This is a genomic window from Variovorax sp. S12S4 (assembly GCF_023195515.1).
GTDB lineage: Bacteria > Pseudomonadota > Gammaproteobacteria > Burkholderiales > Burkholderiaceae_C > Variovorax.
Genome location: NZ_JALPKR020000002.1, coordinates 2,353,759 through 2,374,691 on the forward strand (window position 1 = coordinate 2,353,759; position 20,933 = coordinate 2,374,691).

General features: G+C 65.6%; 24 protein-coding genes, 3 tRNA genes and 1 pseudogene. 18 read left to right on the forward strand and 10 right to left on the reverse strand.

The window, feature by feature from the left end; genetic code table 11:
• Nucleotides 1–88: 88 nt before the first annotated feature.
• The 5 genes from M0765_RS11535 to tssA all read right to left on the reverse strand — a co-directional run bounded on the left by M0765_RS11535 (nucleotide 89) and on the right by tssA (nucleotide 4,460).
• Nucleotides 89–595, reverse strand: a complete 507-nt coding sequence (locus M0765_RS11535) for a peptidoglycan-binding domain-containing protein (protein ID WP_258503804.1) — start codon at nucleotides 593–595, stop codon at nucleotides 89–91.
• Between the two features lie 81 nt (nucleotides 596–676).
• On the reverse strand, nucleotides 677–1,156 hold the full coding sequence (locus M0765_RS11540) for an Hcp family type VI secretion system effector (protein WP_028258624.1): 480 nt from the start codon (nucleotides 1,154–1,156) through the stop codon (nucleotides 677–679).
• A gap of 151 nt (nucleotides 1,157–1,307) precedes the next feature.
• Nucleotides 1,308–2,804 (reverse strand): type VI secretion system contractile sheath large subunit, encoded by a 1,497-nt coding sequence (gene tssC / locus M0765_RS11545; RefSeq protein WP_258503805.1) that lies wholly within the window; start codon nucleotides 2,802–2,804, stop codon nucleotides 1,308–1,310.
• Between the two features lie 40 nt (nucleotides 2,805–2,844).
• Nucleotides 2,845–3,357, reverse strand: coding sequence for a type VI secretion system contractile sheath small subunit (tssB, locus tag M0765_RS11550; RefSeq protein WP_157611805.1), 513 nt, complete (start codon nucleotides 3,355–3,357; stop codon nucleotides 2,845–2,847).
• Between the two features lie 65 nt (nucleotides 3,358–3,422).
• Complete coding sequence (tssA, locus tag M0765_RS11555; protein WP_258503806.1) at nucleotides 3,423–4,460, reverse strand: type VI secretion system protein TssA; 1,038 nt, start codon at nucleotides 4,458–4,460, stop codon at nucleotides 3,423–3,425.
• 71 nt (nucleotides 4,461–4,531) lie between these two features.
• Between tssA and tssJ the strand changes: the two genes are divergently transcribed.
• Nucleotides 4,532–5,044, forward strand: a complete 513-nt coding sequence (gene tssJ / locus M0765_RS11560) for a type VI secretion system lipoprotein TssJ (protein WP_258503807.1) — start codon at nucleotides 4,532–4,534, stop codon at nucleotides 5,042–5,044.
• 5 nt (nucleotides 5,045–5,049) lie between these two features.
• Here tssJ and M0765_RS11565 read toward each other — a convergent pair whose 3' ends face one another.
• Both M0765_RS11565 and M0765_RS11570 read right to left on the reverse strand, forming a co-directional pair.
• Nucleotides 5,050–6,165 (reverse strand): type VI secretion system protein, encoded by a 1,116-nt coding sequence (locus M0765_RS11565; RefSeq protein ID WP_258503808.1) that lies wholly within the window; start codon nucleotides 6,163–6,165, stop codon nucleotides 5,050–5,052.
• A 30-nt stretch (nucleotides 6,166–6,195) separates the two neighbouring features.
• Nucleotides 6,196–7,599, reverse strand: coding sequence for a DotU family type IV/VI secretion system protein (locus M0765_RS11570; RefSeq protein ID WP_258503809.1), 1,404 nt, complete (start codon nucleotides 7,597–7,599; stop codon nucleotides 6,196–6,198).
• A 185-nt stretch (nucleotides 7,600–7,784) separates the two neighbouring features.
• Here M0765_RS11570 and M0765_RS11575 point away from each other — a divergent pair, with 185 nt between their 5' ends.
• Entirely contained in the window at nucleotides 7,785–8,465 is a 681-nt protein-coding gene (locus M0765_RS11575) for a response regulator (protein WP_258503810.1), read from the forward strand.
• 30 nt (nucleotides 8,466–8,495) lie between these two features.
• Here M0765_RS11575 and M0765_RS11580 read toward each other — a convergent pair whose 3' ends face one another.
• Nucleotides 8,496–8,933 carry a beta/gamma crystallin domain-containing protein gene (locus M0765_RS11580; protein ID WP_258503811.1) on the reverse strand — a complete coding sequence of 146 codons (438 nt, stop codon included), beginning with the start codon at nucleotides 8,931–8,933 and terminating at the stop codon, nucleotides 8,496–8,498.
• A 278-nt stretch (nucleotides 8,934–9,211) separates the two neighbouring features.
• On the opposite strand from M0765_RS11580, the gene M0765_RS11585 reads away from it, so the two are divergent.
• Nucleotides 9,212–9,610: a hypothetical protein gene (locus M0765_RS11585; protein ID WP_258503812.1), complete on the forward strand. Its 399-nt coding sequence runs from the start codon at nucleotides 9,212–9,214 to the stop codon at nucleotides 9,608–9,610.
• 23 nt (nucleotides 9,611–9,633) lie between these two features.
• Entirely contained in the window at nucleotides 9,634–10,086 is a 453-nt protein-coding gene (locus tag M0765_RS11590; RefSeq protein ID WP_258503813.1) for a hypothetical protein, read from the forward strand.
• On the opposite strand, the gene M0765_RS11595 is transcribed toward M0765_RS11590, so the two are convergent.
• Nucleotides 9,978–10,325, reverse strand: a complete 348-nt coding sequence (locus M0765_RS11595; protein ID WP_258503814.1) for a hypothetical protein — start codon at nucleotides 10,323–10,325, stop codon at nucleotides 9,978–9,980. The two genes, M0765_RS11590 and M0765_RS11595, sit on opposite strands and share 109 nt — an antisense overlap.
• A 578-nt stretch (nucleotides 10,326–10,903) precedes the next feature.
• Between M0765_RS11595 and M0765_RS11600 the strand changes: the two genes are divergently transcribed.
• The 3 genes from M0765_RS11600 to gph all read left to right on the forward strand — a co-directional run bounded on the left by M0765_RS11600 (nucleotide 10,904) and on the right by gph (nucleotide 12,661).
• Nucleotides 10,904–11,182 (forward strand): hypothetical protein, encoded by a 279-nt coding sequence (locus tag M0765_RS11600; RefSeq protein ID WP_258503815.1) that lies wholly within the window; start codon nucleotides 10,904–10,906, stop codon nucleotides 11,180–11,182.
• A 180-nt stretch (nucleotides 11,183–11,362) separates the two neighbouring features.
• Entirely contained in the window at nucleotides 11,363–11,845 is a 483-nt protein-coding gene (locus tag M0765_RS11605) for a ferritin-like domain-containing protein (RefSeq protein ID WP_258503816.1), read from the forward strand.
• Nucleotides 11,846–11,932: 87 nt separating this feature from the next.
• A complete protein-coding gene (gph, locus tag M0765_RS11610; protein ID WP_258503817.1) occupies nucleotides 11,933–12,661 on the forward strand; it encodes a phosphoglycolate phosphatase in 729 nt (242 codons plus the stop codon).
• Nucleotides 12,662–12,697: 36 nt separating this feature from the next.
• Here the strand turns inward: gph and M0765_RS11615 are convergent, their stop codons facing one another.
• Entirely contained in the window at nucleotides 12,698–13,303 is a 606-nt protein-coding gene (locus M0765_RS11615; RefSeq protein ID WP_258503818.1) for a chalcone isomerase family protein, read from the reverse strand.
• A 323-nt stretch (nucleotides 13,304–13,626) separates the two neighbouring features.
• Between M0765_RS11615 and trpE the strand changes: the two genes are divergently transcribed.
• The 11 genes and pseudogenes from trpE (at nucleotide 13,627) to M0765_RS11670 (ending at nucleotide 20,862) form a co-directional block, all read left to right on the forward strand.
• Nucleotides 13,627–15,129 carry an anthranilate synthase component I gene (trpE, locus tag M0765_RS11620; protein WP_258503819.1) on the forward strand — a complete coding sequence of 501 codons (1,503 nt, stop codon included), beginning with the start codon at nucleotides 13,627–13,629 and terminating at the stop codon, nucleotides 15,127–15,129.
• Nucleotides 15,126–15,518 (forward strand): GxxExxY protein, encoded by a 393-nt coding sequence (locus M0765_RS11625; protein ID WP_258503820.1) that lies wholly within the window; start codon nucleotides 15,126–15,128, stop codon nucleotides 15,516–15,518. The genes trpE and M0765_RS11625 overlap by 4 nt, the downstream gene beginning before the upstream one ends.
• Nucleotides 15,515–16,090: pseudogene (locus tag M0765_RS11630) on the forward strand (aminodeoxychorismate/anthranilate synthase component II); the annotation flags it as partial. The gene M0765_RS11625 and the pseudogene M0765_RS11630, both read left to right, overlap by 4 nt.
• Nucleotides 16,091–16,103: 13 nt before the next feature.
• On the forward strand, nucleotides 16,104–17,162 hold the full coding sequence (ltaE, locus tag M0765_RS11635; protein ID WP_258503821.1) for a low-specificity L-threonine aldolase: 1,059 nt from the start codon (nucleotides 16,104–16,106) through the stop codon (nucleotides 17,160–17,162).
• Nucleotides 17,163–17,186: 24 nt separating this feature from the next.
• Nucleotides 17,187–17,846: a LysE family translocator gene (locus M0765_RS11640; RefSeq protein WP_258503822.1), complete on the forward strand. Its 660-nt coding sequence runs from the start codon at nucleotides 17,187–17,189 to the stop codon at nucleotides 17,844–17,846.
• 40 nt (nucleotides 17,847–17,886) lie between these two features.
• Nucleotides 17,887–18,888: an anthranilate phosphoribosyltransferase gene (trpD, locus tag M0765_RS11645; RefSeq protein ID WP_258508231.1), complete on the forward strand. Its 1,002-nt coding sequence runs from the start codon at nucleotides 17,887–17,889 to the stop codon at nucleotides 18,886–18,888.
• A 26-nt stretch (nucleotides 18,889–18,914) separates the two neighbouring features.
• Nucleotides 18,915–19,715 (forward strand): indole-3-glycerol phosphate synthase TrpC, encoded by an 801-nt coding sequence (trpC, locus tag M0765_RS11650; protein ID WP_258503823.1) that lies wholly within the window; start codon nucleotides 18,915–18,917, stop codon nucleotides 19,713–19,715.
• Complete coding sequence (locus M0765_RS11655; RefSeq protein ID WP_258503824.1) at nucleotides 19,712–20,419, forward strand: uracil-DNA glycosylase; 708 nt, start codon at nucleotides 19,712–19,714, stop codon at nucleotides 20,417–20,419. The genes trpC and M0765_RS11655 overlap by 4 nt, the downstream gene beginning before the upstream one ends.
• Before the next feature lie 104 nt (nucleotides 20,420–20,523).
• A tRNA-Tyr gene (locus M0765_RS11660) sits at nucleotides 20,524–20,609 on the forward strand.
• Nucleotides 20,610–20,674: 65 nt separating this feature from the next.
• A tRNA-Gly gene (locus M0765_RS11665) sits at nucleotides 20,675–20,748 on the forward strand.
• Between the two features lie 39 nt (nucleotides 20,749–20,787).
• Nucleotides 20,788–20,862, forward strand: a tRNA-Thr gene (locus M0765_RS11670).
• Nucleotides 20,863–20,933: the final 71 nt, after the last annotated feature.

Consider the following 20,933-nt stretch of genomic DNA (forward strand, 5'->3'; position numbering starts at 1 on the left):
CTTCCGTAGCGGGGAAAAAAAAAAGGCCCGAAGCTTTCGTCCATCCGGACGATCGCTTCGGGCCTTTGTCGATTTTTTGGAGTGCGACCTAGGAGTAGGCGTACTTGCTCGCCGTCTTCTTCACCCGCTTCAGGGCGTTGCGCAGCAGCGCCGGCATGTCCTCGCGGTTGGGCAGGTTGGTGTAGTTGTCGATCCCCTGTTCCTTGCAGCAGTTGGCGCAGCCGTTGTTGAGCAGGTCGAGCGCGTAGCGGGTCTTGCTGATCGTGCTGGACGAGCCGGGCTCCCGGAACGGATCGAAGATGCCGTCCGGCAGTACTTTTTGTCCGCGCGCGATCACCTGCGTCTGGAAGTGCGTGATGTGCTTCTGCGTGACCGGCCCGTAGTAGCCGTCCACGGCAATCACCTCGGTCTGGCCCGGAGGCGGGCCCATGTCGTGGTTGAAGCCGAGCAGCTCGTAGTAGAAGATCTTGAACAGCGCCTGCACCAGCATCACGTCTTCACGTGTGTTGGAACCGATCCGGCCCGCCGACCAGTCGATGTTGTAGGTGGTGAGCAGCGCGCCGCTGCGGCCGATGAGTGGGGTGCTGAATGCCATTGCATTGCTCCGGTGAGGACGCGTGGAAACCGCATCGGGCACTGGCGCGCCCGATGCCGTGCCCTGCGGGTCCGTCGTCCGTCAGCGAGTCTCGGTGGTTGCGACGTTCCAGCCGAACTTGACTTCGCCGCCGCCCGCGCCCTTGTCGTCCTGGGCCTTGTAGGCGAACTCGATGTCCTTGAACGAGCACGACACCTGTTCCTGCACGTCGCCGCCCTGCGCGCCGCCGGGGCCCACCATGGCGATGAAGACTTCCTTGAGCGTGACCTTCAGGTACTCCTGCTGGCCTTCGCCCGCCTTGCGGCAGGTCAGCACCATGTCCTTGAAATGCTTGCCGCTCACGCAGTTCTTGGCCAGCACCGGGGAAGCCTTGTCGTAGGTGTGCGTGAAGTGGAACTCGCCCGGCGTGGCCTTGCCCTTGCCCGAGCCGCCGCCGGAGCCTGCGCCCGACGCGTTGCTCACGTTCCAGGTCCACGACGAGATCTCGATCTCGTCCTTGTGGTCCTTGTGGGACGACTCGCCCTTGACGCCGTCGAGCTTGATGTGAAAGTCAGAAGACATGTTCCTACTCCTTGGGGCCCGTTTGCATTCGGGCGGTTGATGATCGAGATGAAGACAAGGGCTGCCGGCAGGTTGCCTTTGGGAGCGATGCGCGGCAGCTACTGAGAGAACGAAACGGAATCGGGAATTTCAATGAATTTCGAAAGACTTTTCAGCCGGCTCCCTTGGCCGTGGGCAGCTTGGAAACCAGCCGCAGCGAGACCGTGAGGCCTTCGAGCTGGTAGTGCGGGCGCAGGAAGAACTTGGAGGTGTAGTAGCCCGGGTTGCCCTCGACCTCTTCCACCACCACTTCGGCGGCCGCCAGCGGCTTTTGCGACTTCGTGATCTCCGACGAATTGGCCGGATCGCCGTCGACGTAGTTCATGATCCATTTGTTGAGCCAGCGCTGCATGTCCTCGCGCTCCTTGAAGCTGCCGACCTTGTCGCGCACGATGCACTTGAGGTAATGCGCAAAGCGGTTGCAGGCAAAGAGATAGGGCAGGCGGGCCGCCAGGTTGGCATTGGCGGTGGCGTCCGGGTCGTCGTACTCGGCGGGCTTGTTCAGCGACTGCGCGCCGATGAAGGCCGCAAAGTCGGAATTCTTGCGGTGGATCATCGACAGCAGCCCGGCCTTGGAGAGCTCGGCCTCGCGCCGGTCGCTGATCGCGATCTCGGTGGGGCACTTCTGGTCCACGCCGCCGTCGTCGCTCGGGAAGGTGTGCAGCGGCAGGTTTTCCACCGCGCCGCCCGACTCGATGCCGCGGATGCGCGAACCCCAGCCGTAGAGCTTGTACGAGCGGTTGATGTTGGTCGCCATGGCATAGGCCGCATTGGCCCAGGCGTACTTGCTGTGGTCGGCGCCGGCGGTGTCTTCCTCGAAGTCGAACTCCTCCACCGGATTGGTGTTGGCGCCATAGGGCGTGCGCGCCAGGAAGCGCGGCATGCACAGCCCCAGGTACTTGGAGTCGTCCGACTCGCGCAGGCTGCGCCAGCCGGCGTATTCGGGCGTGAGAAAGATCTTGGTCAGGTCGCGCGGGTTGGCGAGCTCCTGCCACGATTCCATCTGCATCAGGTTGGGGCTCGCGCCGGTGATGAAGGGCGCATGCGCGGAGGCGGCGATCTTGGCCATCTCGCCGAGCAGTTCCACATCCGGCGGGCTCTGGTCGAAGTGGTAGTCGCCGACGATGGCACCGAAGGGCTCGCCGCCGAACTGGCCGTACTCCTGTTCGTAGATCTTCTTGAACATCGGGCTCTGGTCCCACGCCGCGCCCTTGAACTTCTTCAGGTTCTTGGCCAGATCCTGCTTGGAGATGTCCATCACGCGGATCTTGAGGTTCTCGTCGGTCTCGGTGTTGTTCACCATGTAGTGCAGGCCGCGCCAAGCACTCTCGAGCTTCTGGTAGTCGGGGTGGTGAATGATCTTGTTGACCTGGTCCGTGAGCTTGGCGTCGATCGCGGCGATCATGGCCTGGATCGACTTGGTCACGTCCTTGCCGATCACGGTGCTGTTGGAGAGCGCCTGCTGCGCGAGCGTGAGCACCGCGGCTTCGACGGCGCTCTTGGCTTCGTCGCTGCGCGGCTTGAATTCCTTCTGCAGCAGCGACGAGAAGTCGCTCCCCGCATAGGCAACGTCTTTCAGTGCGCTCTGTTGTTCGAGTGCGTCGGCCATGGTGTTTCTCCTCGGAATCCGGTGTGTCTGTCGAAAGGGGTCAGGCGGCGGGCGCGCTGTCTTCGGGCTTCTTGCTGGCGGCCAGCGTCTGCAGCAGCGCAGGATCCTCGAGCACCTTGGCGAGCAGTTCTTCCGCGCCGCCCTTGCCGTCCATATACGTCACAAGGTTCGACAGCTGCGTGCGTGCCTCGAGCAGCTTGTTGAGCGCGCCGACTTTGCGGGCGACGGCGGCGGGGGAGAAGTCCTCCATGTTCTCGAAGGTGAGCTCGACCTTCAGGTCGCCTTCGCCGGTCAGCGAGTTCTCCACGGCAAAGGCGGCGCGCGGCTTCATGGCCTTCATGCGCGAGTCGAAGTTGTCGACGTCGAACTCCAGGAACTTGCGATCGGCCACCGGGGCGAGCGGATCGGCCGGCTTGCCGGACAGATCCGCCAGCACGCCCATGACGAATGGCAGCTGGATCTTCTTCTCGGCGCCGTAGAGTTCCACGTCGTATTCGATCTGCACGCGTGGCGCCCGGTTGCGGGCGATGAATTTCTGACTGCTCTTGGCCATGGCGATGCTCCTTGCGGGAATGAATGGGATGGGTCGGTGAACTGGTTGATAGGGAGGTGGCTGGCCTATTCGGACGGGCGCTTGCCCGTCACGTTTTCGATGGTGTCCATCGCGTTGGGCGCGAGGTTGGCCATGATCTCGAGGAAGCTCACGCCGATGAGCTTCTTGGCGCGATCGATCAGGAGGGGCGCGGGATTGCCGGGCTCTGCTTGCTCCAGGTAGCGGATCACGCGGTCGAGCATCTGCAGCGCATCCTGGCGGCTCTGGATCTCGCCGCGCATGGCTGCGGGGCGAGCGGCACCGGCGCCCGCATCTTGTTGCGCGGAGCCTTCGTCCGCGGCAGACGCGCCGCCCGCGTCTGCCGCGCCGGAGGCGGCCCCGCAGGCCTTGGCCAGCACGCGGCCGATGGTGCGCAATGCGCCGAGGTTGATGGCGTCGGAGCGGCCGGTGCGATCGAGCAGCAGCGCTTGCAGCTTCTCGACCAGCGCAGGCACTTCCATCGCGGCCTGCAGCCGCTCGGGCTGGTGCGCCTGGAGCGCCTCGAGGCCGCCCTGGATCTGCGACATCGAATAGGTGGCCTCGCCGCCCACGGCGTTCAGCGCGCCATGCGCAATGGCGATGTCGCGCACGCGGATCTGCCCCACGCCAGGCGCCATGCCCACCTGCGCGTCGTACAGATCGCGCAGCACCATGTTCTCGTCCCACAGCGGTGCCAGCGCATTGAGCCGCATGGTGGGGTCGTTGTCGTCGTCGGCATCGAGCGTTGGATGTATGCCGTCCCAGAACCGGTCGAACAGGCCTGTCAGCAATTGAAGGCCCGCATTGAAGCCGGGCACGCCTTGCAGCCGCGTGGCCGCGCGCAAGAGCAGCACCGCGGCACGCACGTCCTTGCTGCGGCGCAGGATGGCATCGGCCTGCTCGGCCACATCGCGCCACTCCGGCTCCACGGCTGGGATGACGGTGTCGCCGAACTGCTGCTCTGGCTTGCGCTCTGAAGCCGCGGCCAGCGCGGTAAAGGCCGCGTCGTACTCCAGATCGTCGCCGCATGGCGATGCCTCGCCGATGGGCGTGAGCAGGGCTTCGACAAGTTCGTTGGTCAGCATGTTGCCTGTTCGAGTTGGCTGGTGATAATCAAAGATGCAGCAGAACCGGTCAATGCAACGAAGGGAATAGCATGCGCACGCTGGGTACACGCCATTCGTCCTATGGACGCTCTCTCGCTGCGGTCTCGCGGCGCCTTGCACTGGCCTCCGGGCTGGTGTTGACGGGTGTGCTGCTCGCAGGCTGCGCACCCAAGCCCGTGGTCACGACGGTGTCGATCACGCTGGTTGCGGGTGCCGATGCCAACCCCGATGCGCGCGGCCGTGCTTCGCCGCTCACGGTGCGCGTGTATGCGTTGAAGTCGCCCGGCCCGTTCGAAGGCGCCGACTTCTTCTCGCTGTTCGAGAAAGACCAGGCCACGTTGGGCGCAGAGCTCGTGCAGCGCGAAGAGATGCTGCTGCGCCCCGGCGAGACCCGCAAGCTCGATCTCACCCTCCCGCCCGATGCCAAGGCCATCGGCGTGATGGCAGCGTTCCGTGACCTGGACCGTGCGCGCTGGCGCGAAGTGCGCCCGGTGCAAACCGGCAAGGCCCAGGCCATGACGGTGACCTTCGGCGCGCGCCAGATCCGCGTCGAGAGCAAGTAGCCGTTTCATGGCGGCGTGCTCGCGTTCGACGGGCGCCCAGGCCGCACGAGCGGTTGATCGGCGGGCAGGAAGCGCCCGAACAGGTCGGCCGTGAATGCGCCGCCGGCCGCGCCCGATGCGGCGGCCGTGAAATAGAGGCCGCGCCACCGCGGCCCGCGCGAACCGCGGCCATGGCTCTCGAACAAGGCATCGGCAACCTGGCGAAGTGCGGGTTGCAGAGCACGCATTGCCTCGATGAACTCATGGATCGCGAGCCGGCCCGATGCACCCGGCTGCTCTCGCAGCAGCGCCATGCGCAGTGCATGCAGTTGCTGCGCCATCGGGTCGAACAGGGCATCCAGCCGCGCGGCGGCCATGTCGTTGGCGGCGAGCGGCTCGACCAGCCGGTGGCCGACGGCTTGCGCCAGCACCTCGGGCGGCAACGCGCCGCGCAGCGTGGCATAGCCCGTCAATCGTTCGAGCCCGGTCACGACAAGATAGACGGGCAACTGCAGGCGCAGGGTGTCGCCGGCCTCGTCGAGCAGGCGCCGCATCCTGGCTGCCAGATGCTTCATGCTTGCGGTGTCCGTGCGCAGCAACTCGCTGGCTGCAACGCACACCGCCAGGCCGTTGAGCGGCAATCGCTCGCGCCGCTCGGCCAGCGCCAGCAGCGCCTGGAGCCAGAGGCCGCGCGTGTGCGGCTCGTTGGCCTTGTCGCTCACAGCGGCCGGGTGTAGTTCGATGGCGGCCATCGAACCCGTCAGCCACCAGCGCCAGTAGGGTTCGCCGAAGGGCTCGCTGTCCGGCGGCGCAAGGCGCTCGGCACCCGCAGCCGCGAGCAGCCCCGGCAGGTCGGCGGCCGCGTCGCCCAGGAAGAGAAACCACGGCACCGGTGCGTCGCGTGGCCGCGGCGGCTGGCGAAGGGCCTGCCGGGCGCGCGACATGGCTTCCCTGATGGCCGGGACGGCGGCTTCGTCGGCCTCGGCGGCCCAGGGGCCGAGCGCGTCGATGCGCCGCTGCAGCGCACGCCGGCGCGCACCGCGGCCCGCATCGCGAACCATCCCGTACAGCAGCGCGAAGCCCACCAGGCAGAGCGCAAGCAGGAGCCAGAAGAGATGCAAGGGCGAAAGAACGGCGGTCATGGCGATGGCGTCGCGGTTCTTCGCTGCGCTTCAGCGCGGGACGGTTTCCAGAAACACGAAGTCGGCCACCAGCCGTACGCTTCCCTTGCCGGCCGCAAGCGCTTCGCGCAGCCGCAGCAGATAGGCCGACGCGAGTTCGAAGGGCGGCCGGTCGGCAATGGCGGCGAGCGGCACGGGCGACGAGACCGCCGTGACCAGCACGCGGCCGAACGGCGGGCCCACGAGCCAGCTCGAGGGAATGTCGCGGCCCAGTTCGAGCCTTTCGCCCGCGCGCAGCCGTGTGGCCGACTGGCCGGCGTTGAGATGCATGACGGAACCGTCGGCGGTGTAGTAGTCGATCCACAGGTAGCTGTCGTGGCCCGGTGCCGACACCTGCACGCGCACGTTGTCGCCTTCGCGCAGCTCGCCGTTGGTGGCGGTGGGAACGTCCATTGCCAGTCCCAGGGCCTTCTCTCGGTTGCGCAGCTGGTAGGGCTTGAGGATTGCGAACACCTCGCAATGCGGCCACGCGCGCAGTTCGATGTCGAAGGTGGGCGACCCTGCGCCGGGTATTGCGGCCACTTCGCGCTCGACCCGGTCCAGGTCCGCGGGCAGCGAGACGAAGCCGCTCACGCGCAGGCTCCCGTCCTTGCGGGCGGTGGCGGCGAGATCGGCGCATGCGTAGCTTTGCAGATGCTGTTCGATGCGCCCGGCCAGGGGCGGCTCGGCGGTGGAGGGGCCGGCGAGCCACTGCCACCACAGAAGGTAGAGCAGGGGCAGCAGCAGCGTGAGCGAAGCCGTGGCGCGCAGTAGCGCTCGGTCGCGGCGTCGCGCGTCGTAGGGTCCCGGCGGATCGGCCACGCGATAGGGCTGGGGCGTGATGTGGTCCTGCATCAGACTGCCGAGCGCCAGCGGCTGGAGCCGCAATTGCCGGCTGTGCAGCTCCTTCAGCTTGCCGAGCTCGCCCTGGTCGCCATTCTCGAAGTAATACTGGCCCTTGAAGCCGTGCACCAGCGCATGCCAGTAGACCTCGCGCACTTCGTCGTCCTGCGCGGTCAGCGCTGAGAGATGGTGGAAGAACTCGCTGGCGGCGTTGTTCGAATTGAAGAGCTGCATCTGCAGCGGCGCGGCATCGCCTCCGGTACCGGGATGGCGCGCGAGGATCTCGTCGATCCAGGCCACCATGGCAAACGCGGCGGATTCGACCTGCCCAGCAGGCGTGCCCGATGCACCGGCGGCGGCACGCGCCTCGTCGAGAAGGCGGCGGGCTTGTTGCTGTGCAGCATCATGGGAAAGCGTGGCGCGGCCGCCGGCAACCGATGCCGCAATGGATGCATCAAGGGCGAGGCCGAACGAGACGAAGGCCGAAAAACTGTCGAGCAGGCGGGCCATGAACCGTGCCCCGCTCACTGCGCCTGCGTGGTGAAGGATGCCTTGCACCGGCGTCTGCAGCAATGGCGCATGCCTATGTCCCCGGTTCCTTCGAATGGGCGTTCATTCTTCCAAACGAGGCGCGGCGGGCGCCATATCGCTTGGGGTCTATGCCGTTCGTGGGTCGATGCGGTATTGCTGTGCGGGGCAATCGCCGGTATCTTCGGCTTCCGCTGAATTCAACGCACGCTGGGACACTGGGACACGCCATGAAAATTCTGATCGCCGACGACCACCGGCTCGTCATCGAGGCGGTCAAGGCCAAGCTGTCGGAGCTCGAACCCGGCATTGAATTCGTCCTGGCCATGAGCGTCGACGAATTGCTTGCCGGCGCCAACGACGAGCTCGATCTGGCCCTGATCGACCTCAACATGCCCGGCGCGGACGGCCAGGCCCACATCGACGAGATTCGCCGCCGCCACCCGGCCGTGCCGGTGATCGTGCTGTCCGGCTACGAAGACCCCGCCATCATGCGAAGCGCCCTCGAGCGCGGCGTGCTCGGCTTCATTCCCAAGGCCTATTCGCCCGAGGTGATGCTTTCGGCGGTGCGGCTGGTGCTGGCGGGCGGCGTGTATGTGCCGCCGATGATGCTGACGGCGCTGCCGCCGGGCATCGTGGCCGGCGTGGCACCGACGCAGAACGGCGACGCGCGCGCCGCGGGCGGATCAGCGGCAACGCTGGAGCACCTGCGCAGCGTGCTCACCGAGCGCCAGGTCGAGGTGCTGCAGCTGCTGTCGCAAGGCAAGCCCAACAAGCTCATCGGGCGTAGCCTGGGCATCAGCGAGGGCACGGTCAAGATTCACCTTGCCGCCATCTTCCGTGCGCTGAATGTGCGCAACCGCACCGAAGCGGTGGTGGCCGCGCAGGCCTTGACCGAAGCGCAAGCCTGAGTCTGCTTGCGCCGGCCGCAACGGCCATGCTCAGGAACAACTGAGCTTCATCGCCTCGATTCGTCCGCCAAAACCAAGCTTGCGCATGAGGCCGCCTTCGCGGCTGTTGGCCGGAAAGTTGACCGTGCGGTCCCTGAACATCGCGTGCTCATACACCTGCAGCGTTGCGCGCGGGCCGACGCTCACGCTGTCGATGTCGCGCTTGAGCTGCCTTGCGGTGCCCCGGTCCATGCTCTGGACCTCGGCGGGGCCCACCAGCGTGAGCATGTCGCCCTGGAAGTTGCGGCCGGTATAGAACTGCGCCCAGCAGCCCGAAGCCAGCGCCGGGTCTTCGATGCGCACCGGCACCAGCAGGATGGTCGGGTCGGGCCGGTTCTCGGCGGTGGCGGTCGATGGAGGCGTCGAGGTGTTGGCGCAGGCACCGAGCGCAACGACGCCGGCAATCATCAGGTAGCGAAGGTTCTTCATGGGATGGAAATTCAAGTGGAGAGCTCAGGTGAAGAGCGGAAAGACGCAGGCTACCGGCCTCGCCCGGCCCTTGCGTAGGAGCAGGCGCCAATCTCCCGTCGCCCTTGCTCGGAGCCTCGATGGACCAGGGTACCCACTGCTGATGAGCAATCTCCGTGAATGACTGCGCTCCGGATGCGCGCATTTCCTACGCGCAGCCAAGCCGCGGCTATCCACTCTGAAGCACGCGAGGAATCAGCCTTGCGTTCATCAACGTTTTTCATGAAGTGAAGAAAGCCATGGCCACGAGCAGCATCCTGGGAGGCGACTATCCGCCCGCGGAACCGAAGGGAACGGACGTCGACAGCCTTGGACCCAGCGACACGAGCGACAGCGGAAGCGATGTGCGCACCTCGCGCGAGCGTTCCGCCATTCCCGAAGATGCCGCCGAAGGCGCGGTTCCGGTGGCGCATGAAAGCAGCAGCGACGCCGAAGGAACCGGCGAGCGCGCATCGGCCGACGCACCGCCGGTGGAGCCCGACGCGGACATCTTGCCGGACCGTGTGGGCATCGTTCCTGGCAGCGCGGCCGACGTGGCCGCATCCATCGACCAGGAAGATGCCGGCATGCCGGACGAACTGGCCGACGAGGCGGGCGAGCCCGAAGACGAAGAAGACGGCGAAGACAGAGCCGCCTGAAGCGGGGTTGGGTGGATACGGCCATGACCATGCAACGCCAACTCGACTGCGCGCTCCAGAGCCTTCAGCAGCTTGCCTACGCCCGCATTGCGCGCGAGTTCGCCCGCGCCTGGCAGGCAAGGGCACATGCCCCCGATGAGGCCGAAGCACTCCTGGGCGAGGCTCACCGCCGCGTGCTGCACTGCGAGCAGGCGCTGGCTGAATTGCGCGTCGCGATCGACGATCCGCGCCAGATTGCCGAGATCAAGGTTGCCCGGGCGCTGTACCTGCGCATGCTGCTGGAAAGCGCTCCCACGCGGCTGCAATCGTGGAGCGACTGCGAGAGCCTCGACGACATGCCGAAGTCCCACCTGTTCGAATGGATTTCCTATGATTTCGAGCGGCTCGAACTGGCGGAACTGGAAGGCTCCATGACCGAAGAAGAAGCCGCCTCGTACACCCAGGCGATCGACACGGCGGCCAGGGTGCGCGATTGAACGGAGGGGTGTTCAACCCTCCCCAGCACGATCGCACCGTCCTGGATGTAGCGATCGAACTCGATCTTCGGTATGGCGGCGGTCAGCGACTGGCCGTTCTCGGTCCATGTGATGACGACGCTGTCGTCCGCCATCAGGATCTGGCAGTTGCCTTCCGGGATCTTCAGCTGCGGGCCGTCGCCCGCGCGAAATTCCATGGGGCCGACGACGCGTGCATCGATCTGGGTAGTGGAAGTCATGTGGGGCTCGCTGTTCATCTTCATCTATTGGGGCGCGGGCCGCGCATGCCGCTTGTCGCTGCCGCGCTGCTCCTTGGAAGGGTCGCCGTCGCGCGAAGGCGCAATGCCCCCGGCGTGGCGGTCGAGGGCGGACGCGAGGTTTGCGTGCGTGCGGCGGCGGGCCCCTTGTCCGAGCCCAGCGGGCCCTGGTCGATGGAGCCGCGAGGCTGGTCTGCCGGGCGCGCGCCCTGCGGTTCGGCTGAATCGCTGATGGGGGCGCACGTGTTCCCTTGGGGTTGCCGGTGGGCTGCGCGCCCGCTGCCGCCACCGAAAGCAGCAACGCGGCGGCAAGACCGTACTTCCGCAAAGGGCGAGGCGCGGAACGCGATACGTCGTTGGCCATGAATTGAATCCTCGAAAACTGAAGCCTCTTTTTTCGCGCGCAACACCACGGTGTGCTTGTAGGCAGGAACACCGTCCTTGCGCCGGTTGCGTGCCTGCGTGCCCGATGGCCGGGCGCTTGCGCCGAAGACGCGACGCTTTCCTACGCACGGCTGCACCGGCGCGTCGCACGGTGAAGCTTTTCGAAAGGACACAGCGTGACCAGATCCACGACCACGGACCGGCCCGCCACGCCGAATGAAGCAGCGAACTCGGCCGCGTACCGCAAGCCCACACCCGCGGAGAAAAGCATGAAGCGCGAAGCCAAAACGCCCGCGGAGAACGGCGATCCCGTCGGCCCCAACAACGGCCCCTCAATCACAGGCCAGCGCAAGCCGCCGACGCCGGGTGATGCCGGCGTGGGTGAAACCGACAACCACGGCAGCTCGCCCTACAGCCAGCCTGGCCGGCCCGAAAAACCGTTTCGCGAAGAGTGAATTGAAGCGGCATCGACGCCCCGAAGAACCCCTACAGGGGACGTCGGGCGAAGCCGACACGGATCCCGATGCGCGCGACCACCATTCGTCCTGGGACCAGCGCAATGCGACCGCCTTCGGGCATGCATGCGCGGCAATTTTCAACCCGCCTCTTCACGAGGCAAACGAAGGAGTCATTCCATGGCCAACTACACGAACACTGCTGAAACCGCGAACAGCGAAGACGTTGTCGAGGTGCTGAACGATCTGCTCGAGAACACGCGCGACGGCGAATACGGTTTCCGGGCCTGCGCGGAGGAAGTGGATTCTCCGCAACTGAAGCAGGTGTTCCAGAACCGCTCGGCGGAATGCGCCAAGGCAGCCGGCGAACTGGTTCAGCTCATCCGGCGCTTCGGCGGCTCGCCCGACGACGGCGGCACCGTGAGCGGTGCCATGCACCGCGGCTGGGTGCATGTGAAGGGCTCGGTCGGCGCGAACAGCGCGCTCTCGATGCTGGAGGAATGCGAGCGCGGTGAAGACGCCGCCGTGGCGCGCTATCGCAAGGCGCTGAAGGAAGACCTGCCCGCCGACGTGCGCGCGATCATCCAGCAGCAGGCCGAAGGGGCTCAGCGCAACCACGACCAGATCAAGCAGTTGCGCGACCAGATGCGCGCCAGCAAGTAAGAAGAAGTCACCTGCCCCCGGGCCGACGGGCGGATCGGCCGCCCGGGGCAGAATGGACGCCGTTGTTTTCACTCCGGCCGTCCGTTCTTGACCTCTCTCGATCTCGACCTCACCCGCTTCGACGCTGCCATCGTCGATCTCGATGGCACCATGGTCGACACCCTCGGCGACTTCGCGGTGTCGCTGAACCACATGCTCACTGATCTTTCGCTACCGCCGGTACCTCCGGCGGCAGTCGAAAAAATGGTGGGCAAGGGTTCGGAGCACCTGATCCTTTCCGCGCTCGCCCATGTGATGGACTCCGGCGGCGATGGCGCTTCGGAGGCCGGCGCGAATGCGCTGCGCGCGCGGGCAGAGGCGCTTTTCGATCGCGCCTGGGAGCGCTACCAGCACCATTACCTGGCCATCAACGGGCAGCACTCGGCGGTGTACCCCGGTGTGCCCGAGGGGCTCAAGGCGCTGCGCGTGCGCGGGCTGCGCCTGGCGTGCCTCACCAACAAACCCACCTCGTTCGCCAAGCCGTTGCTGGCTGCAAAAGGGCTCGACGGATTCTTCGAATTCGCGTTTGGCGGCGATGCCTTCGCGCGCAAGAAGCCGGACCCGCTGCCGCTGCTGAAGACCTGCGAGGCGCTGGGCACCGATCCCGCGCGCACGCTGATGGTCGGCGACTCGAGCAACGACGCGAGGGCCGCGCGTGCCGCCGGATGCCCGGTGGTGCTGGTGACCTACGGCTACAACCATGGCGAGCCGGTGCGCGGCGTGGATGCCGATGGCTTCGTGGATTCGCTGGCCGAACTGGGCCGCGCGGCCGTCTGAAAAGCGCGCGCGGCGCGTGCTCGCTTGGTTGCCGGGCTACTGCTTTCCTAGCAGCGCGTCCTTCAGCTTCCAGTCGGCCGGCACGGGACCGAGCCAGATGCGCAGCAGCGCATTGAAGAAAGCCTGTTCCTTGATCGGATCGGGCTGAGGCACGCCGCGCACAGTAATGAGCGTGCCGGTACCGGGCAGCCAGTCGATGGTGAAGGTGTCGCCGGCCTTGAGCTGCTTTTGGTCCGCGAACATCTGGCCCATGCGCAGCAGCCCCGGAATGAGGTTGACCATTTCGGTCTTGGGCGAGTTTTCTTCCACGCCCTTGGTAAAGAGCTTGCCGAGTTCATTGGCCTCGATGTCGCGCAGCATGGTGATGGCCACGCGCTTGGGGCCGGGCGCCGCCAGCGCCTCTTCGGGCGTGGAGACTTTCTTGCCCACGTAGAAGCCGGCGGTGTACACCTTGAAGACAGCCTTGTAGCGCACGCCCGCGCCGTTGAGCTGCAGGGTGGTGCCGCGCAGGGCGAGGGTGTCGTCCAGCTTCACGCCGGCCACGTCGACCTGTGCGGCCGAGGCGGTGGTTGCGATGGCGGCTGCGCAGGCAAGCACGGCAAAGCGGGAGAACGGCAGGAATGAAAGCGAAACAGCGGGCACGTGATCTCCTCGATTTGCGAACGGTCGTTCGAATGTATCTTTTCGTTTTACTCCTGCTTCTCCGGGGAACCCTGAAGGCGGCCATTGCGCGAGCTGGCGTTTTCGTGGGCTAAACTCCACGCTCCATGTTCGTTCATCACATCATTCAAACAGGTCAAGGCAGCCGGGGAGCCTGGCCCTGGCGTAGCCATACATCGCTGACTGTTTGATTGCACGGCGCACGCCGTGCGCCCGCGGTACCGGATCGCTGCAGACTCCGGACCACCAGTGAATGACCTTGCCACCGGCCAAGAAGCGCCGCGAGGCAACTGGAGAACGAATCCGTGATCACCGAACTTGAATTCAAGAGCCTCAGCGCCCAGGGCTACAACCGTATTCCGCTGATGGCCGAGGCTTTTGCCGACCTCGAGACCCCTCTTTCCCTCTATCTCAAGCTGGCCCATTCGCAGGGTGGCGGCAAGCACAGCTTTTTGCTCGAATCGGTGGTGGGCGGCGAGCGCTTCGGTCGCTACAGCTTCATCGGGCTGCCCGCACGCACGCTGCTGCGTGCCAGCGGTTTTGGTGCCGATGCAGTGACCGAGGTGGTGACCGACGGGCAGGTGGTCGAAACCGCTGCAGGCAATCCGCTGGACTTCATTGCCGAATACCAGAAGCGCTTCAAGGTGGCGCTGCGTCCGGGGCTTCCGCGTTTTTGCGGCGGTCTTGCGGGCTACTTTGGCTACGACACGGTGCGCCACATCGAACGCAAGCTCGAAAAAAGCTGCCCGCCCGATGCGCTGGGCTGCCCCGACATCCTGCTGCTGCAGTGCGAAGAGCTCGCTGTCATCGACAACCTCTCGGGCAAGCTGTACCTGATCGTCTATGCCGATCCGAAGCAGCCCGAGGCTTATGCGGCAGGCAAGCGCCGCCTGCGCGAGCTGAAGGAAAAACTGAAGTACTCGGTGAGCGCTCCCATCGTGAAGCCCACGCAGCCGCATCCGCCGGAGCGCAGCTTCGCCAAGGCCGACTACCTTGCTGCGGTGGAGCGCGCCAAGGACATGATTGCCGCCGGCGACTTCATGCAGGTGCAGGTGGGGCAGCGCATCAGCAAGCGGTACACCGAATCGCCGCTGTCGCTGTACCGCGCGCTGCGCTCGCTCAACCCGTCGCCCTACATGTATTACTACCACCTGGGCGACTTCCACGTGGTGGGCGCTTCGCCTGAAATTCTGGTGCGCCAGGAGAACACGGGCGAGGGCGAACAGAAGATCACCATCCGCCCGCTGGCCGGCACGCGTCCGCGCGGCGCCTCGCTGGAGCTCGACAAGGCGGCCGAGGAAGAGCTCATCAACGACCCGAAGGAGCGCGCCGAGCACGTGATGCTGATCGATTTGGCGCGCAACGACATCGGCCGCATCGCCAAGACCGGCACCGTGAAGGTGACCGAGGCCTTCGCAGTGGAGCGCTACAGCCACGTGATGCACATCGTGAGCAACGTCGAAGGCACGCTGAAGGACGGCATGACGGCCATCGACGTGCTCAAGGCCACGTTCCCGGCCGGCACGCTGACCGGCGCGCCCAAGGTGCACGCGATGGAACTCATCGACCAGCTCGAGCCCACCAAGCGCGGCCTCTACGGCGGCGCCTGCGGCTACATCAGCTATGCGGGCGACATGGATGTGGCCATTGCCATTCGCACCGGCATCGTGAAGGACCAGATGCTGCACGTGCAGGCTGCGGCCGGCGTGGTCGCCGACTCGGTGCCCGAGCTGGAATGGAAAGAAACTGAAGCCAAGGCGCGCGCACTGCTGCGCGCCGCCGAACTGGTCGAGGAGGGGCTGGAATGAGCAACGTGCCTGATATTCAAAACGACTTTTCGCACGAGATCATCGGCGCCGCAGTCGAGGTTCAGCGCGTGCTCGGCACGGGGCTGAGCGAAGACGCCTACGCCGCGGCATTGGCCATTGAACTCGCCGAGCGCGAGATCGGCTTTGCGCAGGGCGTGCCGCTGTCGGCCAGCTACAAGGGCCGTTCGCTCGGCGAGGTGTACCGCGCGGGCTTCGTGGTCGAGCAGTCGGTCATCGTGGAGCTCAAGGCTGTCGACGTGCTGACCGACCTGCACCGCGCGCAGGTACTCGCCGCGCTGCGTCTCTCAGGCCTCAAGCTGGGCCTTCTGATCAACTTCAACGTGTTCCCCGTCGTCAAGGGCGTGCACCGGATTGTGAGCAAGCCATGAAACTGCTGATGATCGACAACTACGATTCGTTCACCTACAACATCGTCCAGTACTTTGGCGAGCTGGGTGCGGATGTGCAGGTGCACCGCAACGACGAGATCACCGTGGCGCAGATCGGCGAGCTGATCGCTTCGGGCGTGACGCGGCTCGTGGTGTCGCCGGGGCCTTGCTCGCCGGCGGAAGCGGGCGTGTCGGTGGCGGCCATCGAGGCCTTCGCGGGCAAGCTGCCGATTCTTGGCGTATGCCTCGGGCACCAGGCCATCGGCGCAGCCTTCGGCGGCAAGATCATTCGCGCGCAACAGCTCATGCACGGCAAGACCAGCGAGATCACGACGACCCAGGAAGGCGTGTTCGCGGGTCTGCCGGAGAAGTTCATCGTCAACCGGTATCACTCGCTTTCCATCGAGCGCGAGAGCTGCCCGAAGGAATTGGCGATTACCGCATGGACCGACGACGGCGAGATCATGGGCGTGCGGCACACCGGGTTTGCGCATGACGTGCGCATCGAAGGCGTGCAGTTCCACCCTGAATCGATCCTCACCGAGCACGGCCACGCGATGCTCAAGAACTTTTGGATTGACCGCCATGACCGACCGCTCCTCCATCGTCGACCTGCGCAGCGACACCGTCACGCAACCTACCCCGGCAATGCGCCAGGCCATGATGGCGGCGCCGCTCGGCGACGACGTCTTCGGCACCGACCCGAGCGTGAATGCGCTGCAGGAAAAGATCGCCGCGCTGCTGGGCTTCGAGGCGGCGCTGTTCGTGCCGACCGGCACGCAGAGCAACCTGTGCGCCATTCTTTCGCACTGCGGGCGGGGCGACGAATACATCGTCGGCCAGCAGGCGCACTGCTACCGCTGGGAAGGCGGCGGCGCTGCGGTGTTCGGCAGCGTGCAGCCGCAGCCGCTCGACCATGCGCCCGACGGCACGCTGCCGCTCGCGCAGATCGAAGCCGCGATCAAGCCCGACGATGCGCACTTCGCGTGTACGCGGCTGCTGGCGTTGGAGAACACGCTGGGCGGCAAGCTGCTTCCCTTCGACTACGTTCAAGCCGCGACGGATCTTGCCAAGAGCAAGGGGTTGCAGCGGCATCTGGACGGCGCGCGTCTCTTCAATGCCGCGACAGCGCAGGCTGCGCTGAACAAGCGCAACGACATCCGGGCGGAAGCCCGCCGGATTGCGCAGTGCTTCGACAGCGTGTCGGTCTGCTTCAGCAAGGGCCTGGGCGCGCCGATCGGCTCGGCGCTGGTGGGGTCGCGCGAGTTCATTGCGCGGGCGCATCGCATCCGCAAGATGGCGGGCGGCGGCATGCGGCAGGCAGGGCTGCTCGCGGCGGCGGCATCGCACGCGCTCGACCATCACATCGACCGGCTGGCCAATGACCACGCGCTCGCGCAGCGCCTGGCGCAGGGGCTCGAAGGCATCGAAGGCCTGAAGGTCGAGGCGCCGCACACCAACATCGTGTTCGTCGACCTGACGGGTGTCGCGCAGGCGCGTTCTTCGGAACTGCTCGCTCACCTCAACCAGCAGGGCATTCTTGCGACGGGCCTCTATCGGCTGCGCTTCGTGACGCATCTCGATGTCGATGCGACGGGTGTGGACCGCGCCATTGCCGCCCTCCGCGGCTTCTTCAACGCCTGACACCAGGGAACCAAGGAGCCCGCGATGCCCGATCTTCCGCATCTGCTCGCTTTCATCGCCGCAGGCTGGCTGCTGAACCTGACCCCGGGGCCTGATGTGCTCTACATCGTGACGAATTCGCTGCGCTCGGGCGTGCGCGCCGGCATCGTGGGCGGGTTTGGCGTTCTCACCGGCTGCTTCGTTCATATCTTCGCGGCGGCGGTCGGCGTCGGCACGCTGCTGGCCACCTCGGCGGCCGCCTTCACGGTGCTCAAGTACGTGGGCGCGGCTTACCTGCTGTACCTCGGCGTGCGCATGGTGCTGTCGCGCGCCAAGCCGCCAGCCGATATTCAGGCGGCTGCCGCGGGCTCCGCCGAGCGCGGGCTCAGGGAGATCTTTCTCGGCGGCTTCTGGACCAATGTGCTGAACCCCAAGGTGGCCTTGTTCTTCCTGGCCTTCGTGCCGCAGTTCATCGCACCCGACGCAGACAACAAGAGCCTTTACTTCGTCATGCTGGGCGTGCTGTTCAATCTCAACTCCATTCCCATCGTTGTGGGATGGGCCGCATTCGCCGGCTGGATGGCGCGCAGAAGCGCCGTGCAGAAGGGCATGCACTGGCTCGATCGCGCGGCAGGCGTGCTGTTCATCGGCTTCGGCCTCAAGCTTGCATTCACGGACGCGCCGGCCGGTCGCGTCGGCCCCTGAAAACACCGAGGAGACTCTTCATGATCACCCCCAGGAAGCGCTGCAGCGCACCATCGAACACCGCGAGGTGTTTCACGACGAAATGCTGCACATCGTGCGGCTCATCATGAGCGGCGAGTGCTCGCCGGTGATGATGGCGGCACTGATCACGGGCCTGCGCGTCAAGAAGGAAACCATCGGCGAGATCACGGCCGCGGCGCAGGTGATGCGCGAGGTCTCCACCAAGGTGCCGGTGAAGGACACCACGCACCTGGTCGACATCGTCGGCACCGGCGGCGACGGCTCGCACACCTTCAACATCTCGACCTGCTCGATGTTCGTGGCGGCGGCCGCGGGCGCCAAAGTGAGCAAGCATGGCGGGCGCAGCGTGTCGAGCAAGTCGGGCAGCGCCGATGTGCTCGAATCGCTGGGCGTGAACATCAACCTGCAGCCGGAGCAGATTGCGCGCTCCATCGAAGAGGTGGGCATCGGCTTCATGTTTGCGCCCAACCACCATCCGGCCATGAAGAACGTGGCACCGGTGCGCAAGGAGCTCGGCATCAAGACGATCTTCAACATCCTGGGGCCGCTGACCAACCCGGCGGGCGCACCGAACATCCTGATGGGCGTGTTCCATCCGGACCTGGTGGGCATTCAGGTGCGCGCGCTGCAGCGGCTTGGCACCGAGCACGCCCTGGTGGTGTACGGCCGCGACGGCATGGACGAGATTTCGCTCGGCGCGGCCACCATGGTGGGCGAACTCAAGGACGGCGAAATTCGCGAGTACGAACTGCATCCTGAAGACTTCGGCTTTGCCATGTCGAGCAACCGCACGCTGCGCGTGGAAACGCCCGAGCAGTCGAAGGCCATGCTGCTGGGGGTGCTCGACAATCAGGCCGGTCCGGCGCTCGACATCGTGCTGCTGAACGCAGGCGCGGCCCTGTATGCCGCCAACGTGGCCGATTCGATGGCCGCCGGCATCGACCGCGCGCGCGAAGCCGTGGCCTCCGGCGCAGCGCGGAACAAGCTGGCCGAGCTGGTCAAGGCTTCCACATCGGTTTGAACAACGGCTAAAGACGAATACAGAACATGTCCGACATCCTCGACAAGATCATTGCGGTCAAGCGGCAGGAAATCGCTGCGGCGCAGAAGAAAAGCCCGCTCGAAGCCGTGCGGTTCGACGCCGAGAGCCGCGTGCTGACGCGTGATTTCGAAGGCGCTTTGCGCGCCAAGATCGCCGCCGGGCGGGCCGCGGTGATTGCCGAGGTCAAGAAGGCGAGCCCGAGCAAGGGCGTGCTGCGCGAAGAGTTCATTCCGGCTGACATTGCGCAGAGCTATGCGGAGGGCGATGGCGAAATCAGCGCCGCGTGCCTTTCGGTGCTGACCGACAAGCAGTTTTTCCAGGGCGGCGTCGACTATCTCAAGCAGGCGCGTGCCTCTTGCGACTTGCCGGTGCTGCGCAAGGATTTCATCGTCGACCCCTATCAGGTCTATGAATCGCGCGCGATGGGCGCCGACGCCATTCTCTTGATCGCGGCCTGCCTCGACGATGCGCAGATGAAGGACTACGAAGCCATTGCGCGCGGGCTGGGCATGGCGGTGCTGGTCGAGGTGCACGATGCAGCCGAGCTCGACCGCGCGCTCAAGCTCAAGACGCCGCTCATCGGTGTGAACAACCGCAACCTGCGCAATTTCGAGGTGTCGATCCAGGCCACCATCGACCTGCTGCCGCGGTTGCCGGCGGATCGGCTGGCCGTAACGGAGTCGGGCATTGCCACGCGTGAAGACGTCGCCACCTTGCGCGCGGCCGGCGTTCACGCCTTCCTGGTCGGCGAAGCGTTCATGCGCGCCAAGGAGCCGGGCGAGGCACTCGCCGCATTGTTCAGATGAGCCGGCCCGATCAGCTGTCGAGCAGCGATCCTGCCGACTGGCCGGTGGCGCCGGGCTGGCAGCCGCTGGTCGACGGATTCTTCGGCGGCATCGTCGGGCAGAAGCTGCTGGGCTTTTTGCGTGAGCGCCTCGACGCCGGTGCCGTGATCTTTCCGCCCCAGCCGCTGCGGGCGCTGGAACTGACGCCGCCCGACGACGTGCGCGTGGTGATCCTGGGCCAGGACCCGTACCACGGGCGTGGCCAGGCGGAGGGGCTGGCCTTTTCGGTAGCGCCCGGCGTGGCGCTGCCGCCGTCGCTGCGCAACATCTTCAAGGAGCTTCAGCGCGACCTCGGAACGCCCCCGCCGCCGTTTCCCAACCCGGGCGGCAGCCTGGTGAAGTGGGCGACCCACGGGGTGCTGCTGCTCAACACCTGCCTCACGGTGGAGGAGGGGCAGCCGGCCAGCCATTCGGGGCGCGGCTGGGAAGTGCTGACCGATGCAGTCATCCGGCATGTATCAGACGGTGCCAAACCTGTTGTTTTTATGCTGTGGGGCTCGCATGCGCAAAGCAAGCGCGCGTTGATCGACATCAACCGCCACAAGGTGCTGATGTCGAACCACCCCTCGCCGCTTTCCGCGATGCGCCCGCCGTTGCCTTTCATCGGCTGCGGGCATTTCGGCGAAGCGCGTGCCTGGAGGGAGGCGCGCCAGCAGGGCGGCTGATTTCGCGGATAATTCCCGCCAGTTCGCCTCGTGCAGTTCCTGCGTCTTATTGGTGCTGGAGGTTCTGTGAAGTCACAAAACCGTGCTATATTTCGAGGTTCGCCGGAGAGGTGGCCGAGTGGTTAATGGCAGCAGACTGTAAATCTGCCCTCTTACGAGTACGCTGGTTCGAATCCAGCCCTCTCCACCAGCGATGAATTTGGTTTCTAAGAGCGATTGGATCTAGCGCTTTGGGTGCCTTTGAGTGCCCCCGATGCGGGAGTAGTTCAATGGTAGAACCCCAGCCTTCCAAGCTGATGACGCGGGTTCGATTCCCGTCTCCCGCTCCAGAGACCCGATTCGACGCCGGAAGCGATTGGTTAGACAAAGCCCTTTTGGCTCAGTGGTAGAGCACTCCCTTGGTAAGGGAGAGGTCGCGGGTCCGATTCCCGCAAAGGGCACCAGTTTTTGGGGGTTGCAACAGCAGGTTTGCAACCCATCTGCATACGTTGAAATCGTTTTTTTCGGAGTCGAA